This window comes from Aromatoleum sp., from assembly GCF_035254505.1.
GTDB lineage: Bacteria > Pseudomonadota > Gammaproteobacteria > Burkholderiales > Rhodocyclaceae > Aromatoleum.
In genome coordinates this window covers 141,977-158,424 of the sequence record NZ_DATFAO010000044.1, presented here as the reverse complement: position 1 = coordinate 158,424, position 16,448 = coordinate 141,977, and the positions used below count along the sequence as shown (strand labels likewise).

The window sequence follows — 16,448 nt, the reverse complement described above, 5'->3', positions numbered from 1 at the left end:
TCTGGATCAGATGAGCAGCGAATCCATGTCGGCGAAGTTCGTGGCACTGATGCCGGTCAGCACGCCCTTCAGGTTCGCGATCTGCACCGCCGCGCCGGCGCCGTTGCCGTCAGCGTCGTAGAAGAGCTTGCTGCCGTCGAGGATCAGGAAGTCGTTGGCGTCCAGCGCGACTTTGCCGAGCACGAGGTTGTCGGCGGTAATGCCGCCCGCGAGCGAGGTGTAGACGTCCGTGTCGAATGCGAGGATGTCGTCGGCCGCGTTGAAGTCGGCGACGTTGTCGATGCCGCCGACCCCGACGTTGTCGAACACGAAAGTGTCGTGACCCAGCCCGCCGGTGATCTTGTCGGCGCCGTCGCCGCCGACGATCCAGTCATCGCCGGCCCCGGCGACGATCTTGTCGTTGCCGCCGCCGGCCCAGATGGAGTCGATGCCGCCACCTGTGAGGATGTTGTCGTTGCCGACGCCTGCGACGACCTCATTGTTGCCTTCGCCCGCGACGATCTTGTCATTGCCCGCGCCGGTCGTGATGTCGTCGTTGCCCGTGCTGGTCGTGACCTTGTTGTTGCCTTCACCCGCGTTGATGTCGTTGTTGCCGTCGCCCGCGACGATCTTGTCGTTGCCGGCTCCCGTCGTGATCCGGTCGTCGCCCGCGCCCGTCACGATGTTGGCGTTGCCTTCGGTGTCGTCGATCCGGTTGTTGCCGCCGTCATCGACGATCTTGTCGTTGCCGGCGCCGCCGCTGATCTCGTCGTCGCCCGCGCCGCCGAAGAGCTGGTCATTGCCGAGTCCGCCGATCAGCGTGTCGTTGCCTTCTTCACCCCAGACCTTGTCGTTGCCGGTCGAGGCGTCGAGGTAGTCGTCGCCCGCCGTGCCGTCGATCTTGTCGCTGGTGGCATAGAGACCGGCCATCAGCGAGTCGAAGCCCGAGGTCTCGAGGTTGTCGATGAGGTGCGAGGCGTCGATCTTGACGCCGCTGACTGCGCGAACCGGGCTGTAGCTCTGGATGCCGCTGTCGCTCGCGGTCAGCGTGCCCCATTCGAAGGACGTGACCTTGCCGCTCAGTGCGCCGAGTTCGTTATCGAGGTTCCCGGTCACGGCGATGCGGCCGTTGAGCTTGACGTACAGCCATTCGTCGCCCGGTGTGGCAGGGTTGTCGTTGTGCCAGCCGAGCACCAGCGACGAAAGTTTTCCGCTGAGTGCCCCGGTGTTGATGTCGATCTTGCCTGAGCCGAACAGGATTTGCGCCGCCTGGTCGTTGTCGATGCCGACCTCGCGCAGCGAAATATTCGACAGCTGGACATCACCGGCCGAGGTCAGCGAGATCTTGAGGCTGCCTTTTGCATCGAGGGCGGCGCCGTCAGGGGCCGTGAGTTCGATTTCATTGAGCGTTGCCGAAGTGCTGCCGACCGACGAGACGCCGGCATCCAGGGTGGTGCCGTCGCCCCAGAGGGCATGCATCGAAGTGCTGTCGCCGGTCTCCGAAATCGGCGGCACGAACATAAGCGTGTCAGCGGCATGCGAGAGCGAGGTTTCGGCGGCGTCGATCTGCGCCGTGTACGCCGCGTAGCTGAAGCCCGGATCGAGCGTCGCGGCAGTGGTATTCAGATTGGTGAAAGTGGTCATGATCCGCTCCCCAGGAATAATGAAAGAACGTATCTGTGTCACTAAAAGTATAGAAAGCGCAGACCGCGTGTTAGCGTTTGCTAATGCCCAATTCGCCTATGATTGATGAAAGTCAACGGGCAATTAAAAAGGGCTGCCCGCAGGCAGCCCTGACTGTCAGTGCGTGACGTCGATCAGACGAGCAGCGAATCCATGTCCGCGAAGTTCGCGGCGCCGATACCGGTGAGCACGCCCTTGAGGTTCGCGATCTGCACGGCCGCCCCCGCGCCGTTGCCGTCGGCATCGTAGAAGAGCTTGCCGCCGTCGAGGATCAGGAAGTCGTTGGCGTCCGCCGCGACCTTGCCGAGCACGAGGTTATCGGCGATGAAGCCGCCGGCAAGCGAGGTGAAGACGTCGGTGTCGAAGGCGAGGAGGTCTTCGGCGGCGTTGAAGTCGGCGATGTTGTCCATGCCGCCGACCGCGACGTTGTCGAACACGAAGACATCGTCACCGAGGCCGGCAACGATCTTGTCTGCGCCGTCGCCCGAGACGATCCAGTCGTTACCCGCGCCGGCGACGATCTTGTCGTTGCCTGCTCCGGCCCAGATCAAGTCGTCGCCGCCGCCCGTGACGATGTTGTCGTTGCCGAGTCCGGTGTCGATGTCGTTGAAGCCTTCGCCCGCGACGACCTTGTCGTTGCCCGCGCCGGTGGTGATGAAGTCGTCGCCCACGCCGCTGACGATGCTGGCGTTGCCTTCGGTGTCCCAGATTTCGTTGTTGCCGGAATCATCGACGATCTTGTCGTTGCCGGCGCCGCCGAAGATGTGATCGTCGCCCGCCCCGCCGAAGAGCTGATCGTTGCCGACGCCGCCGATGATGGTGTCGTCGCCTGCTTCGCCGTAGACCTTGTCGTTGCCGGTCGAGGCGTCGAGGTAGTCGATGCCCGCGGTGCCGTCGATCTTGTCGTTGCCGGAGTAGAGGCCCGCCATCAAGGTGTCGAAGCCTGAGCTTTCGAGGTTGTCGACGAGGTGCGAGGCGTCGATCTTGACGCCGCTGATGACGCGCGCCGGGCTGTAGCTCTGGATGCTGTGATTGCTCTCGGTGAGCGTGCCCCATTCGAAGGAGGTGACCTGGCCGGTGAGTCCGGTCAAGCCGTCATCGACGCTCCCGGTCACGGCGACGCTGCCGTTGAGCTTGACGCACAGCCACTCGTCGCCCGGCGTCGCGGGGTTGTCGTTGTGCCACGCGAGGACCAGCGAGGTCAGTTTGCCGCCCAGCGCGCCAGTGCTGACATTGATGGTCGTCGAGCCGAACAGCACCTGTGCGGCCTGGTCGTTGCCATAGTCGGCTTCGCGCAGGGTCAGGTTCGAGATGTCGAGGTCGGCGGTGCGGATGTTGATAAGGGGCAGGATCAGCGTCCCCGCCAGCCCCATTCGCGCGCCGGAATGCGCAGCGTGACGGCTTCGCCGGAGTCGGTATTGGCGAAGAGTTCGAGCTCGCCCGAGTCGAGGATGCGCGCTCGCGTGGCGACGACTTCATGCACCTTCCACGGCGAGCTGGGGCGGGCGGTGAGGTGCAGGCGCGGGTAATTCACGCGCAGGATGTCGGCCCAGACGTCATCGACGTCGGGGGCGTACTTGACGAGATTCAGTTCGATTTCGCGGACCATGCCCATTCCCGGTGTGTTCGGGGCGCATGCTACTGGGCTTGCCGGCGTTGCGCTACCGGAGGCTGCCCTCAGCGGGCTTGGTCGGTCTCAGTCGGGCTCGAAGGCGTGGAAGCGGTTGGCGGTGCTCGCGACGTAGAGATTGCGTTCGTCATCCATGCTCATCGCGACGGCATGAGGGATGGTCTCGTGCAGCCCGGAGAACCCTGCCGCGAGCGGCTGGTAGGCGACGAAGCGGCCCTGGTCGTCGAGTTCGAGGATCAGGCGCGAAGCATCGCTGAGCAGCAGGATGTGGCCCGTGCGTGCGTCGTACTTCACGGCAGCGAAGTCGCGCGCGACGAACTTGTCGCCGATCCACGCGGCGCGGTCGATGAGCTGCACCGCGGCGCGGCCTTCGAGACCGGCGCGCAGGCCGCGGACTTCATGGAGGCGGCTCGGCGCATGTCCCTGCACGACGAACAGGCGGTCGCCTGCGCGGTCGTAACCGATGCCTTCAATGGTCTGGTCGCTGTTCGGGAGTTCGAGTCGCAGCGCCTGGCGGCCGCGGCGGCTCAGGACCTCGTCGGGCGACTGCGGCGCGGGCATCACGACCAGGGTGTGGCGGCCTTTTTCGACGAGCAGCAGGCGGCCGTCGCCGAGCGAGGCGATGCCGGAGACGCCGTCGAATCCCTCGAGCGGATGGCGCGACAGGATTTCGCCGTCGGCGCTCAGCGCGAGCAATTCCGCGGGGGCATCGGCGACCGCCCACAAGCGGCTGCGACCAGCATCCCAGGCGAGGCCGGAGAGCCGGCCGGCGATGCCGTCGAGCGGTCGCGCTTCGACACGCACGCGATAATCGGGCAGCGAGGCTTGGGCGCGCTCGGTGCTTTTCGGCTGCAGCGCGCTGATGGCGTAGGCGAATGCCCGATCGACCATGCGTCCCACATAGCCGGGGGCAGCGAGCACGAGCGCGACGGCAAGCAGGATTCCCGCCCACCAGCCGGGGCGGGGGAATGAGAGAATTCGGGAAGCTGGAGTCATCGTTCTGCCCTCGTGCGTCGTGACATGCGCAATCTCCACTATCGCAGTGCAATGTTTCAATTGCTTGTCGACAACGGAAGTTGCGACGACCGCAATAAGTGAGCCAGCGACGCCGATTGTCGCGTCGTGGCGCTAGTGTTCCGAGTGGGGGGCGAAATCGGCGATGAATATGACTGTGAGCGGGAGGCGGATTTGATCGTGGAGGACGGCGGGTTGAACGGCGGGCTGATGGTGATCCACGGCAACCATCCGGAGGCGCTGCGCGGCGTGCTGGTCGCGTGGATGAAGCGTCATCCGCTGGCGCCGCTCGAGAACGAGCTGATCCTCGTGCAGAGCAACGGCATCGCGCAGTGGCTGAAGATGGCGCTCGCGGCCGACGAATCGCTGGGGGGTTGCGGCATCGCCGCGGCGCTGGAGGCTTTCCTGCCGTCGCGCTTCGTGTGGCAAGCCTACCGCGCGGTGCTCGGCATGGAGGCTGTGCCCGAGGTCTCGCCCTTCGACAAGCCGCTGCTCGTGTGGCGCCTGATGCGCCTGCTGCCGCAACTCCTGATCCACGACGAGTTCGCCCCGCTCGCGCGCTTCCTGGCCGACGACGAGGACCTGAGAAAGCGCCACCAGCTCGCCGAGCGCCTCGCCGATCTCTTCGACCAGTACCAGATGTACCGCGCCGACTGGCTCGCGGCGTGGGCCGAAGGCGACGGCGTCGTGTTGACTGCGCGTGGCGGCCGGGAACCCTTGCCGGCGGCGCAACGCTGGCAGCCGGCGCTGTGGCGCGCGCTGCTCGAGGACGTGGGGCCGGCGCTCGCAGGCAGCGGCCGGGCCGCGGTGCATACGCGCTTTCTCGCGGCGGTCGCGCGGATGCAGGATGCACCGCGTCCGCCTGCGCTGCCGCGCCGCGTGATGGTCTTCGGCATCTCGTCGCTGCCCGCGCAGACGCTCGAAGTGCTCGCCGCGATCGCGCAGTGGAGCCAGGTGCTGCTGTGCGTGCATAACCCCTGCGAGCACTACTGGGCGGACATCATCGCGGACAAGGATCTCTTGCGCGCGAGCCGGTCGCGCCAGGCGCGCCGCGCCGGGATGCCGGAGGTGCTGGGCGAAGAGGCGCTGCACCTGCACGCCCATCCGCTGCTCGCGGCCTGGGGCAAGCAGGGGCGCGACTTCATCGGCCTGCTCGACGAGCACGACGGCGGCGACGCACGCGCCCGCTACGCGCTGCACTTCGCGGAGCTCTCCCAGCGCATCGATCTCTTCGAATCGCACGGCGAGGACAGCTTGCTGCACCAGTTGCAGGACGACATCCGCGACCTGCGCCCGCTCGCTGAGACGCGTGTCCGCTGGCCGGCGGTCGATCTGGCGGCGGACCATTCGATCCGCTTCCACATCGCGCACGGCCCGCAGCGCGAGGTCGAGATCCTGCACGACCAGCTGCTTGCCGCCTTCAACGAGGACGCCAGCCTGCGTCCGCGCGACGTGATCGTGATGGTGCCCGACATCAACGCCTACGCGCCGCATATCCAGGCGGTGTTCGGCCTGCTTGCCGTGGACGATCCGCGCTACATCCCGTTTACGGTCGCGGACCAAGGATTGCGTCACCACGATCCGCTGCTCAACGCAGTCGAGAAGCTGCTCGGCCTGCCGCAGTCGCGCGTCGCCGTGAGCGACGTGCTCGATCTCCTCGAAGTGCCGGCGCTGCGTGCGCGCTTCGGCCTTACCGAGGACGATCTGCCGCTGCTGCACCGCTGGGTGCGCGGCGCGAACATCCGCTGGGGCCTGCATGCCGAGCAGCGCGCGAGCCTCGGTCTGCCCGAAGGCGTCGAGCAGAATTCCTGGCTCTTCGGCCTGCGCCGCATGCTGCTTGGCTACGCGACGGGTGCGGGGAGCGAGGCAACCGAGGCCTGGCAGGGCATCGAGCCCTACGACGAAATCGGCGGCCTCGACGCGGGGCTCGTCGGGCCGCTCGCGGCGCTGCTGGAGCGGCTCGACGCGAGCTGGCGGACGCTGCGCAGCGCGGCGACCGTCGACGACTGGTGCCAGCGCCTGCGCACGCTGCTCTCCGACTTCTTCGACCCGGCCGAGCCCGGTGGTGCCTTCACGCTGCAGCGCCTCGAAGCCGCGCTGCAGGCCTGGCAGGACGCCTGCGCTGCCGCTGATCTCACGGAGGCGCTGCCCTTGTCGGTGGTGCGCGAACACTGGCTTGCGCAGATGGACGAATCCGGCCTCTCGCAACGCTTCTTCGCCGGCGCCGTGACCTTTGCGACGCTGATGCCGATGCGCGCGATCCCCTTCCGCCATGTGTGCCTGCTCGGCATGAACGACGGCGACTACCCGCGCACGCGCGTGCCGATGGACTTCGACCTGATGGGGCGCGACTACCGGCCAGGGGACCGCTCGCGCCGCGAGGACGACCGCTACCTCTTTCTCGAAGCGCTGCTCTCGGCGCGCGAACGCCTGCACCTCAGCTGGGTCGGGCGCAGCATCCACGACAACACCGAGCGTCCGCCCTCAGTGCTGGTCGGCCAGCTACGCGACCATCTCGCGGCCGGCTGGCGGCTCGACGGGCATGATGGCGACCATAGCGGGCAGGCGCTCCTCGACGCGATCACCGTCGAACACCGCCTGCAGCCCTTCAGCCAGGACTATTTCGCCCTCGAAGGCAGCCGTTCGCCGCTCTTCACCTACGCGCGCGAATGGCGCGACAGCCTCGCGGCGGATGAGGACGAGGCGGGCAGCGTGCCCTTGCCGCCCTTCGAGGTCGAGGAGGCGCTGACCTTGCGTGCGCTCGCCGACTTTCTCAAGGAGCCGGCGAAGACCTTCCTGCGCGTACGCCTCGGCGTCTATTTCGAGATGCCCGACCCGGCGAGTGAGGACCAGGAGCCCTTTGCGCTCGATGCACTACAGAACTGGCAGCTGCAGAACGAACTGATCGGTATCCAGCTCGAGGCCCTGTCGCGCGGCGAATCGCGCGCAGAGGCGCTCGAAGCGGCGCTCGTCCGCATCGCCCGGCGCGGCGAGCTCGCCCCCGGCCACTTTGCGACCCGAATGCAGCAGGCGCTCGCCGAGCCGATGGACGACCTCTTCGAACGTCATTCGAAGGCGCTCGCCGATTGGCCCAACGCCGTCCAGTGCGACGAGGACATCCTCTTTGAACACCTCGTCGCCGGCCGCACGCTGACGGTCATCGACCGTCTCTCCGGGCTGCGCTGCAACGACGACGGCGCGCGCTGTCGCGTCGTGCTCGACAGCGGCAGTGCCGTGAAGGACGGCAAGTACCGCCGCGACAAGCTCCTCGGTCACTGGATCGCCCACGTCGCTGGCCACCTCCGCGGCGAGCCGATGACGAGCCGAATCGTCAGCAAGGCGGGCGACGCGCCGATCAACGCGCTCGCTCCGGACTCCGCCCGCGACTACTTCCGCCGCGTGCTCGACGCCTGGCACGAGGGCCTGACGCGGCCGCTGCCGCTCGCGGTGAGGACGGCGTTCGAGTGGATCGGAAAAGGCGGCACGCCCGACACGCCGCTCGCGAGCGACGCCGGCCGCGCCGCGCGCCTCACCTACGAAGGCGACGGCTTCAAGCGGCGCGGCGAAATCGAGGACAGCCCCTATCTCGCCCGCGCCTGGCCGGACTTCGATGCGCTGTGGGCGGGTGGCGAATTCGCCCGCCTGGCCGACACGCTGCTGCGCCCCTTGTACCAGGCCGTCGGCACCTCGAAAGCCACCAAGTCCAAAGCCGACGCGCAGGAATCCCACGCATGAACCGCGAAACCCTGACCGCGCTCCAGCCCCTCGCACCGCAGCCCCTGATACCGCTCGCCTTTCCGCTGCATGGCAGCCGCCTGATCGAGGCCAGCGCCGGCACCGGTAAGACCTTCACGATCGCCGCGCTCTACGTGCGCCTCGTGCTCGGCCACGGCGGCGACGCCGCCTTCGCGCGCCCGCTGACTCCGCCCGAGATCCTCGTCGTGACCTTCACCGACGCGGCGACCAAGGAATTGCGTGACCGCGTCCGCGCGCGGCTCGCCGAAGCGGCCGAGTATTTCTTTGCCGATCCGCTCGCGGTCGAGCCCCGAGAGCCCGGCAAGGATTTCCTGCACGATCTGCGCGCCGAATATCCGGTCGAGCAGTGGGCGGGCTGCGCACGCAAGCTCCAACTCGCCGCCGAATGGATGGACGAGGCCGCCGTGTCGACGATCCACAGCTGGTGCCAGCGCATGCTGAGCGAGCACGCCTTCGACAGCGACAGCCTCTTCACGCAGCGCCTCGAACCGGATCAGCGCGAACTGCTCGCCGAGGTCGTGCGCGACTTCTGGCGCAGCTTCTTCGCGCCTCTCGACGCCGAAGACGTCGCCGAGATCGCGCACTGGTGGCGGACGCCGGACGATCTGCAGGCGCAGCTCGCGAAGCTGTTGGAGCACGCCGAGGCTCTGCCGCGAGCGCCGCTGCCCGCCGAAGCGCTTCATGCGGCGCGTGACGAGAAGGCGCAGCGGCTCGCGGCGCTCAAAGCGCCGTGGGCGCAATGGACGGACGACTTGCGGGTCCTGCTCGACGATGCCGTCGCGGCAAAGCTGGTCAATGGTCGGAAGTTGCAGAAGCGCTATTACCAGCCCTGGCTCGACTGCCTGCGCTCCTGGGCGTCTGACGCCGCGGCCGAGACGCTCGCGCTCAACACCGGTTGGGAGCGCTTGACGAGTGCGGGCCTCGCCGAATGCTGGAAGGAAGACGTCCCGCCGCCCGAGCATCCCGCCCTTGAAGCGCTGCCGGCCCTCAAAGCGGCGCTGGCCGATCTTCCTCATGCGCACGCAGAGCTGCTGCGCTTTGCCGCGCGCTGGGTCGCCGAGCGCTTCGCCGCCGAGCAGCAGCGCCGCGCGCAGATGGGCTTCGATGACCTGCTGACCCGCCTCGACGCCGCGCTGCGCCAGCCGAACGGCAAACGGCTCGCCGAGCTCATCCGCGCGCAGTTCCCCGTTGCGCTGATCGACGAGTTCCAGGATACGGACCCGGTCCAGTACCGCATCTTCGACGCCGTCTACCGCATCGCCGCCAATGCGCCGGACACCGGCCTGGTGCTGATCGGCGACCCCAAGCAGGCGATCTACGCCTTCCGCGGCGCGGACATCTTTACCTATCTCGCGGCGCGTGAAGCGACCGGCGGACGGCTCTACACGCTCGGCACCAACTACCGCTCGACCCTGCCAATGGTCGCCGCCGTCAACCGCTGTTTCGAGCAGGCGGAGCGCCGTTCGGAAGGCGAGGGCGCCTTCCTCTTTCGGACGATGGAAGGCAATCGCGTGCCCTTCCTTCCCGTCGCCGCCAGCGGCCGGCGCGAGCGGCTCGTCGTCGGCGACGAAGCCGTGCCGGCGCTGACCTGCTGGACGCTGGAGCCGGCAGAGGCCGGCATGGTCGTGACCAAGGGTGCCTACGTCGCCGGCATGGCGGCCGCGTGCGCCGCCGAGATCGTCCGCCTGCTGAATCTCGGGCAGCGTGGCCGCGCGGGTTTTGCGCGCGACGGCGGACTCGCCGGCCTGCGTCCCGCCGATATCGCGATCCTCGTGAACAACCGCAACGAAGCCAACGCCGTGCGCGAAGCCCTCGCGGGGGCTGGCGTGCGCAGCGTCTACCTCTCAGACCAGGAGTCGGTGTTTGCGAGTCCCCAGGCCGCCGAACTCCAGCTCTGGCTCTCGGCCTGCGCCGAACCGGACGACGACAGCTTGCTGCGCGCCGCGCTCGCGACCGCGAGCCTCGATCTGCCGTGGGACGCGCTCGACCGCCTGCGCCTCGACGAGCTCGAGTGGGAAGACCGCGTGCTGCAGTTCCGCGAATACCGCCAGTGCTGGCGCGAGCAGGGCGTGCTGCCGATGCTGCGGCGCCTGTTGGGCGACTTCGCCGTGCCGCGGCGCCTCCTTGCCTCGCGGGACGGCGAGCGCGCATTGACCGACCTGCTGCATCTCGCCGAACTGCTGCAGCACGCGAGCGTCGCCCTCGATGGCGAACACGCGCTGATCCGCCATCTCGCCGAACAGCGTGCGGACGCGGGCAACGGAGACGACGCGAAGAAGCTGCGTCTGGAGAGCGACGCCGACCTCGTCCAGGTCGTCACGATCCACAAATCCAAGGGCCTTGAATATCCGCTCGTCTTCCTGCCCTTCGCCTGCGCCTTCCGCGAGACGAAATCCGAAGACCTGCCGCTGAAGTGGCACGACGAGACTGGGCGGCTGCATCTGACACTCGCGCCCGATGCGGCTGCCGCCGGGCTCGCCGACCGCGAACGACTTGGCGAGGACCTGCGCAAGTTCTACGTCGCGCTCACGCGCGCGCGCCATGTGACCTGGCTCGGCCTCGCACCCGTCGACGGCCTGCACCGCAGTGCCCCAGGCTACCTCCTCAAGGCAGGCGCGACGATCGCGCCGGACGCCTTGGCCACGGCGCTCGCCGAATTCAAGGGCGAGTGCGAGGACATCGCGATCGCCGCCGCGCCCGCGCCGTCCGGCGAGCGCTTCATCCCATGTACGGCGCGAGCCGAGATCGGCCCGGCCCGCGCGCCGCGCCGCGCTGTGCGCGAATTCTGGTGGATCGCGAGCTACTCCGGCCTGCGCACCGAGGAGGGCGCTGCGGCGGAGACGCCCGCACGCGCCGCCGCAACGCCCCCGGCCGCGGACACGCCGGCCGAAGAAACCTTCGCCGAAATCCTCGATGAAGCGCCCGTTGCGGAGGCCGCGATCGCGCCCGAAGACGACACGCGCCTGCACCGCTTCGCCCGCGGCGCCGGCCCCGGCACCTTCCTCCACGAGCTCCTCGAATGGACCGCCCGCGAAGGTTTCGGCCGCGTGGCCGCCCGCCCCGAGCGCGCACGCGACATGATCGCCCGCCGCTGCGCCGTACGTGGCTGGAGCCACTGGACCGAACCGCTCACCGGCTGGCTGCTGCACTTCATCACGACGCCGCTGCCGCTGCCCGACGGCGGCGCGCCACGGTTCGCGGACCTCGCCGGCTCCCGCCCCGAGATGGAATTCTGGTTCGAGACGCACCATGCGAACCTCGCCCGCCTCGACGCCCTCGTGCGCCAACACACGCTCGCCGCAGCCCCGCGCCCGGCGCTCGTCCCGGGTCAGCTCAACGGCATGTTGAAGGGCTTCATCGACCTCGTCTTCGAATATCGCGGGCGCTACTACGTGGCCGACTACAAATCGAACTGGCTCGGCCCCGACGACGCGGCCTACACCGCGGAGGCGATGCGCGAGGCGGTGCTCGCGAAGCGCTACGAGCTGCAATACGTGCTCTACCTCTTCGCGCTGCACCGCCTGCTCAAATCCCGGCTGCCCGACTACGACTACGACCGCCACATCGGCGGCGCGGTCTATCTCTTCCTGCGCGGCAGCCACGCTCCGACCCGCGGCCTGCATTGCGAACGACCGCCCCGCGAATTGATCGAGGCGCTCGACGCCGAATTCGGCGAGCGCGCTACTGCCGCGGAGGCCTGCCGATGAAGCGCGTCCGCAGCACCCGCCCCGGCGCCGACCTGATGGGCGACCTCTTCGACCCGGCTCCGGCCGCCGCCCGCGCGACCGCTCTCCTGGCCGACATTCCCGGTCTGTTGCAGCGCTGGGTCGATCACGGCTGGCTGCGGCCGCTCGACCGCGCCTTCGCCGAATTCCTGCGCGCCGAAGTCCCCGACGCAGCGCCCTTGCTACTGCTCGCCGCCGCGCTCGCGAGCCACCAGCTCGGCCGCGGCCACGTCTGCCTCGACCTCGCGGCGACGCTCGCCGACCCGCGTTTCGCGCTCTCCCTGCCGCCCGAAGGCGACGACACGGTCGAACGTCCGCCGCTGCCCGACGAGGCGCTCGCCGGCCTGACCCTCGCGGACTGGCGGGCGGCGCTGGCCCATGCGCTGCTCGTCGCAAGCGGCGTCGGCAACACGCCGCTCGTCCTCGTCGACACCCGTCTCTACCTGCGCCGCTACTGGCAGTATGAATGCGACGTCCGCGCCGGCATCGCCGACCGGCTCTCGGCAAGCGCTACGCTTCAGGCCGGCCTGGATCCAGCCGCTTTCCGCAGCGCACTCGACGCGCTGTTCCCCGCCGCCGGCACCATCGATTGGCAGAAACTCGCGTGCGCGCTCGCCGCCCGCAGCGCCTTCAGCATCGTCACCGGCGGCCCTGGCACCGGCAAGACGACCACCGTCGTGAAGCTCCTCGCGCTGCTGCAAAGCCTAGCGTTGAGCGGCGACTCCGCCCGCCCGCTGCGCATCCGCCTCGCCGCGCCCACCGGCAAGGCCGCAGCGCGCCTCAACGAATCGATCGCCGGTGCCGTACGCCGCCTGCCGCTCGACGGGCTGCCCGACGGCGAGGCCGTGCGCGAAGCGATCCCGACCGAAGTGACGACGCTGCACCGCCTCCTCGGCAGCCGCCCCGACACCCGCCACTTCCGCCACGACGCGCGCAATCCGCTGCTGCTCGACGTGCTGGTCGTCGACGAGGCCTCGATGGTCGACCTCGAAATGATGGCGGCCGTCCTCGCCGCCTTGCCGCCCGCCACGCGCCTCGTGCTCCTCGGCGACAAGGACCAGCTCGCCTCGGTCGAGGCCGGCGCCGTGCTCGGCGAACTCTGCGCCCGGGCGCGCAAAGGCCACTACACGCCTGCGACGCGCGACTGGCTCGCACAAGCGACGGGTGCGCAGATCGACCTCGATCTCGTCGACGCCACCGGCGAGCCGCTCGACCAGGCGATCGCGATGCTGCGCGTCAGCCACCGTTTCACCGCCGACAGTGGCATCGGCCGCCTCGCCGAAGCCGTCAACGCGGGAGAACTCGCGACGATGCATGCGCTGCGCTCGGCGGCCTACGCGGATCTCGCTCACGTCAACCTCGCTGGTGTCCAAGATCCGGCCTTCGACGACCTGATTACCGACGGCGGCGCCGCCAACTTCCCCGGCCGTGGCGAAGGCCGCGTTGCCAACGATCAGACGCTCGCACCTCCGGTCGGCTACCGTCACTACCTGCGAACCCTACGCGACGCTCACCCGCCGCTCGACGCGGCGCAGGACGCTTTCGACCAATGGGCGCAGCAGGTCATCGCCGCGCACCGCCACTTCCAGGTGCTCTGCGCACTGCGTCGCGGCCCCTGGGGCGTCGAAGGCCTCAACCAGCGCATCGCCCAACGGCTCTCCAGCGCCGGCCTGATCCCCGCGAGCCAGGGTTGGTACCTCGGCCGCCCCGTCCTCGTCACGCGCAACGACTACGGCCTCGGCCTGATGAACGGCGACATCGGCATCACGCTCGAACTGCCGCGTCTCGCCCCCGACGGCTCGCCGCAATGGGGCCTGCGCGTCGCCTTCCCTGCTGGCGACGGCAGCGACGGCATCCGTTGGGTGCTGCCGAGCCGGCTGCAGGCGGTCGAGACGGTCTATGCGATGACGGTCCACAAATCCCAGGGTTCGGAGTTCGCGCATGCAGCGCTCGTGCTGCCGGACACCCTGAACCCGATCCTCACGCGCGAGCTTGTCTACACTGGGATCACGCGCGCGCGCCACTGGTTGACGCTCGCCCCGGCCGGCTCTGCCCGTGTGCTCGACGAAGCCGTCAGTCGCCGCGTGCTGCGTGCGAGCGGCCTGATGAAAGCCGCGGTGCAGGGCGGGTAAACGGCAACTCGCGGAGTGCACGGGAACGCACCGATTGCGCGCATAATTGGGGGTTTTTACGCATCATGCTGATACGCCCGGCAGCTTCTCGCCGGACGCACCTGTAACACGTAGCAAGGACTCCCAAGGAAATGCCTCGACACACGATCCTGGTCATCCCCGGCGACTCGTTTCCCGGCCAAGATATCGTCAGCCACCTTCAAAACGGCGGCTGGGCCGTCCAGCACGCCAATGCGCCCGCCGAACTGCGAACCCGGCTCGCCGCGTTCCGCCCGGAGGTCGTTCTGGCCGACCTCGACGCGTGGGGAGAGCCTGGATCGGCTTCCATCGAACGGTTTGCCGCCTGCGACGCGAAGGTCGTGCTCGTCGGCGGTGATGGCGCCGCGGTAAGCCAGGCGATCCGTGCGGGCGCCTGGTATCACCTGCCCGTGCTGCCGGAAGTCGAGCTCCTCGAAGCGCTGCTCGAGCGTGCCTGCGACGCCCGCTGCATGGAGCGCAGCCACGCCTATTTGAAGACCTGCGAAGCGCGCGCCACCAGCGCCGCCGCTTTGCTGGGCGACTCCGCGCCGATGCAAGCCACGCGCATCCAGATGCGCCGCCTGCTCGACGCGGAAACGCAATCGGCGTCCGGCCGCCTGCCGGCGATCCTCATCAGCGGCGAGAACGGCAGTGGCAAGGAGAGCGTCGCGCGTGCGCTGCACATGGAGGGTGCGCAAGCCGGCGGACCCTTCGTCATGCTCAATTGTGCTGCAGCCGACGATCGCCTCGAGACCGAGCTGTTCGGTTCCGATGACGAAGAGTCCGGCGCCTGGCCTGGCGGCCTAGTCGACGCGGCCGAAGGCGGCACGCTGTTCCTGGCCGAAATCGGCGCCTGCACCAAGGCGCTGCAGGCGCGCATCGTCGCGCTGATCGAAGGCCGCCGCGTGTCGCGTGACGGCGCCGATCATGAGACCGTCGCGCCGCTGCGCATCATCTGCAGCACGAGCCAGAGTCTCGACGTCCTGGTGCGCGACGGCCGTTTCCGTCCCGACCTGCTGCGCCTGCTGCGCGTCAATGCGATTCCCGTGTCGCCGCTGCGGGATCGCGGGGAAGACGTCGCCATTCTCGCGCGCCACTTCCTCGCGCATTTCGCCCGTATCTACGCGCGGCCGCGCATGAAATTCACCGCGCCGTCGCTGGCGGTGTTGCGCGGCTATCGCTGGCCGGGCAACGTCAGCGAACTGTCCGACATGATGGAGCAGACCGTATTGCTTGCTCGCGGTGACATCATCACGCCGAATCAGCTCGCGATTTGCCCGGGCCTCTCCGGCAGTTGCGAGCGCGACTTCCAGACGCTCGATTCCTACTGCATGTCGGTGCCGTCGACTGGCGTCAACGTCGCCGACGTCGAGCAGGATCTGGTCGTGAAGATGCTCGAGAAGACCGACTGGAACGTCACCAAGTCGGCGCGCCTGCTGGGTCTCACGCGCGACCAGCTGCGCTACCGCATCGAGAAGCTGGGGCTGATGCGTCCGGAACGCTGACGCTTTCCGGCTCCCAGACGCAAAAAAGCCCGGCGATGCCGGGCTTTCTCATTGTAATTCGGCGAGTGCCGAATTACAGCGGGCGGATGTTGCCTGCTTGCTTGCCCTTCGGGCCGGAGGTCTCGTCGTATTGGACCTTTTGGCCTTCGGCCAGGCTACGGAAGCCGTTGCCCTGGATCGCGGAGAAGTGCGCGAACAGGTCTTCACCGCCGTTGTCGGGGGTAATGAAGCCGTAACCCTTGGCGTCGTTGAACCACTTGACAGTACCAGTTGCCATTTTGTATTTCCCAAATTCGGAATTAAAACGTGGGCATATGCCCGGGGTGCGACAATCGAGATCGGGGAAAAACGAACTGCGGAACCAGAGGACCGTCAAGCACGAAAAACCACGCGATTACAGATGCGCAATGCCAGTCTGGTGAAAAACGCGATGGCGGTCAACTGTTATGTAGGACCTACGAAAACACGTCCGTGACGTCTGTCGCAGGCGGGGCGCGGGTTTGCGGCTGCTGCAGGCACATGGTCGTAACATGCAGCTACAATCGCGAGAAGGAGCCGATATGAATATCGAATGGTGGCAGTGGGCAGTTGCCGGTATCGTGCTGATTCTCGCCGAGCTCGCGGTCCCGTCCTTCTTCGTCATCTGGTTCGGCATTGCCGGCCTGGTGATGGCGGGCGTGCTGGCGCTGTTCCCGGCGCTCTCGCTGACCGCTCAGCTCGCGCTGTGGACGGCGCTGTCGCTCGCGATGGTCGCGCTGTGGTTTCGCGTCTTCAAGCCTAACGCGCACAAGACGCGCATCGGCACATCCGGCGGCGAGGTGATCGGCGAGGTCGGCCTGCTGGTCGGTGCCGTGGCGCCGTTCCAGCGCGGCAAGGTCCGTTTCCAGCGACCGGTTCTGGGCGCCGAGGAATGGGTGTGCCTCGCCGAGAATGCGATCGCGGCTGGCGAGCGGGTGCGCGTCGTCGCGGTCGAGGGCAGTTTCCTGAAAGTTGTCAAAGCCTAGGA

At 68.1% G+C, this 16,448-nt stretch carries 10 protein-coding genes; 5 read left to right on the top strand and 5 right to left on the bottom strand.

Annotated elements, in window-relative coordinates:
- Positions 1–6: 6 nt before the first annotated feature.
- From VJ673_RS07615 to VJ673_RS07600, 4 genes are all read right to left on the bottom strand, one after another.
- Positions 7–1,623 carry a calcium-binding protein gene (locus VJ673_RS07615; protein ID WP_324125460.1) on the bottom strand — a complete coding sequence of 539 codons (1,617 nt, stop codon included), beginning with the start codon at positions 1,621–1,623 and terminating at the stop codon, positions 7–9.
- Positions 1,624–1,796: 173 nt separating this feature from the next.
- Positions 1,797–3,035 carry a calcium-binding protein gene (locus tag VJ673_RS07610; RefSeq protein ID WP_324125459.1) on the bottom strand — a complete coding sequence of 413 codons (1,239 nt, stop codon included), beginning with the start codon at positions 3,033–3,035 and terminating at the stop codon, positions 1,797–1,799.
- The gene (locus tag VJ673_RS07605) at positions 3,014–3,271 is read right to left on the bottom strand and encodes a hypothetical protein (RefSeq protein WP_324125458.1); all 258 of its coding nucleotides are present in this window, start codon (positions 3,269–3,271) and stop codon (positions 3,014–3,016) included. The genes VJ673_RS07610 and VJ673_RS07605 overlap by 22 nt, the downstream gene beginning before the upstream one ends.
- An 87-nt stretch (positions 3,272–3,358) precedes the next feature.
- The gene (locus VJ673_RS07600; protein ID WP_324125457.1) at positions 3,359–4,288 is read right to left on the bottom strand and encodes an SdiA-regulated domain-containing protein; all 930 of its coding nucleotides are present in this window, start codon (positions 4,286–4,288) and stop codon (positions 3,359–3,361) included.
- A 198-nt stretch (positions 4,289–4,486) separates the two neighbouring features.
- Here VJ673_RS07600 and recC point away from each other — a divergent pair, with 198 nt between their 5' ends.
- From recC to VJ673_RS07580, 4 genes are all read left to right on the top strand, one after another.
- Entirely contained in the window at positions 4,487–8,041 is a 3,555-nt protein-coding gene (gene recC / locus VJ673_RS07595; RefSeq protein WP_324125583.1) for an exodeoxyribonuclease V subunit gamma, read from the top strand.
- Entirely contained in the window at positions 8,038–11,769 is a 3,732-nt protein-coding gene (gene recB / locus VJ673_RS07590) for an exodeoxyribonuclease V subunit beta (RefSeq protein WP_324125456.1), read from the top strand. The genes recC and recB overlap by 4 nt, the downstream gene beginning before the upstream one ends.
- Positions 11,766–13,919 carry an exodeoxyribonuclease V subunit alpha gene (gene recD / locus VJ673_RS07585; protein WP_324125455.1) on the top strand — a complete coding sequence of 718 codons (2,154 nt, stop codon included), beginning with the start codon at positions 11,766–11,768 and terminating at the stop codon, positions 13,917–13,919. Before recB ends, recD begins: the two co-directional genes overlap by 4 nt.
- 131 nt (positions 13,920–14,050) lie before the next feature.
- Entirely contained in the window at positions 14,051–15,442 is a 1,392-nt protein-coding gene (locus VJ673_RS07580) for a sigma-54-dependent transcriptional regulator (protein WP_324125454.1), read from the top strand.
- A gap of 73 nt (positions 15,443–15,515) precedes the next feature.
- On the opposite strand, the gene VJ673_RS07575 is transcribed toward VJ673_RS07580, so the two are convergent.
- Positions 15,516–15,719: a cold-shock protein gene (locus VJ673_RS07575; protein ID WP_015433923.1), complete on the bottom strand. Its 204-nt coding sequence runs from the start codon at positions 15,717–15,719 to the stop codon at positions 15,516–15,518.
- Between the two features lie 283 nt (positions 15,720–16,002).
- On the opposite strand from VJ673_RS07575, the gene VJ673_RS07570 reads away from it, so the two are divergent.
- Positions 16,003–16,446 (top strand): NfeD family protein, encoded by a 444-nt coding sequence (locus tag VJ673_RS07570; protein WP_324125453.1) that lies wholly within the window; start codon positions 16,003–16,005, stop codon positions 16,444–16,446.
- Positions 16,447–16,448 lie beyond the last annotated feature (2 nt).

Coding starts and splice junctions, on each gene's coding strand:
- VJ673_RS07600 (WP_324125457.1), bottom strand. CDS start 4,288: ATGACTCCAGCTTCCCGAATTCTCTCATTCCCCCGCCCCGGCTGGTGG.
- VJ673_RS07605 (WP_324125458.1), bottom strand. CDS start 3,271: ATGGTCCGCGAAATCGAACTGAATCTCGTCAAGTACGCCCCCGACGTC.
- VJ673_RS07575 (WP_015433923.1), bottom strand. CDS start 15,719: ATGGCAACTGGTACTGTCAAGTGGTTCAACGACGCCAAGGGTTACGGC.
- recB (WP_324125456.1), top strand. CDS start 8,038: ATGAACCGCGAAACCCTGACCGCGCTCCAGCCCCTCGCACCGCAGCCC.
- recD (WP_324125455.1), top strand. CDS start 11,766: ATGAAGCGCGTCCGCAGCACCCGCCCCGGCGCCGACCTGATGGGCGAC.
- VJ673_RS07610 (WP_324125459.1), bottom strand. CDS start 3,035: ATGGGGCTGGCGGGGACGCTGATCCTGCCCCTTATCAACATCCGCACC.
- VJ673_RS07580 (WP_324125454.1), top strand. CDS start 14,051: ATGCCTCGACACACGATCCTGGTCATCCCCGGCGACTCGTTTCCCGGC.
- VJ673_RS07570 (WP_324125453.1), top strand. CDS start 16,003: ATGAATATCGAATGGTGGCAGTGGGCAGTTGCCGGTATCGTGCTGATT.
- VJ673_RS07615 (WP_324125460.1), bottom strand. CDS start 1,623: ATGACCACTTTCACCAATCTGAATACCACTGCCGCGACGCTCGATCCG.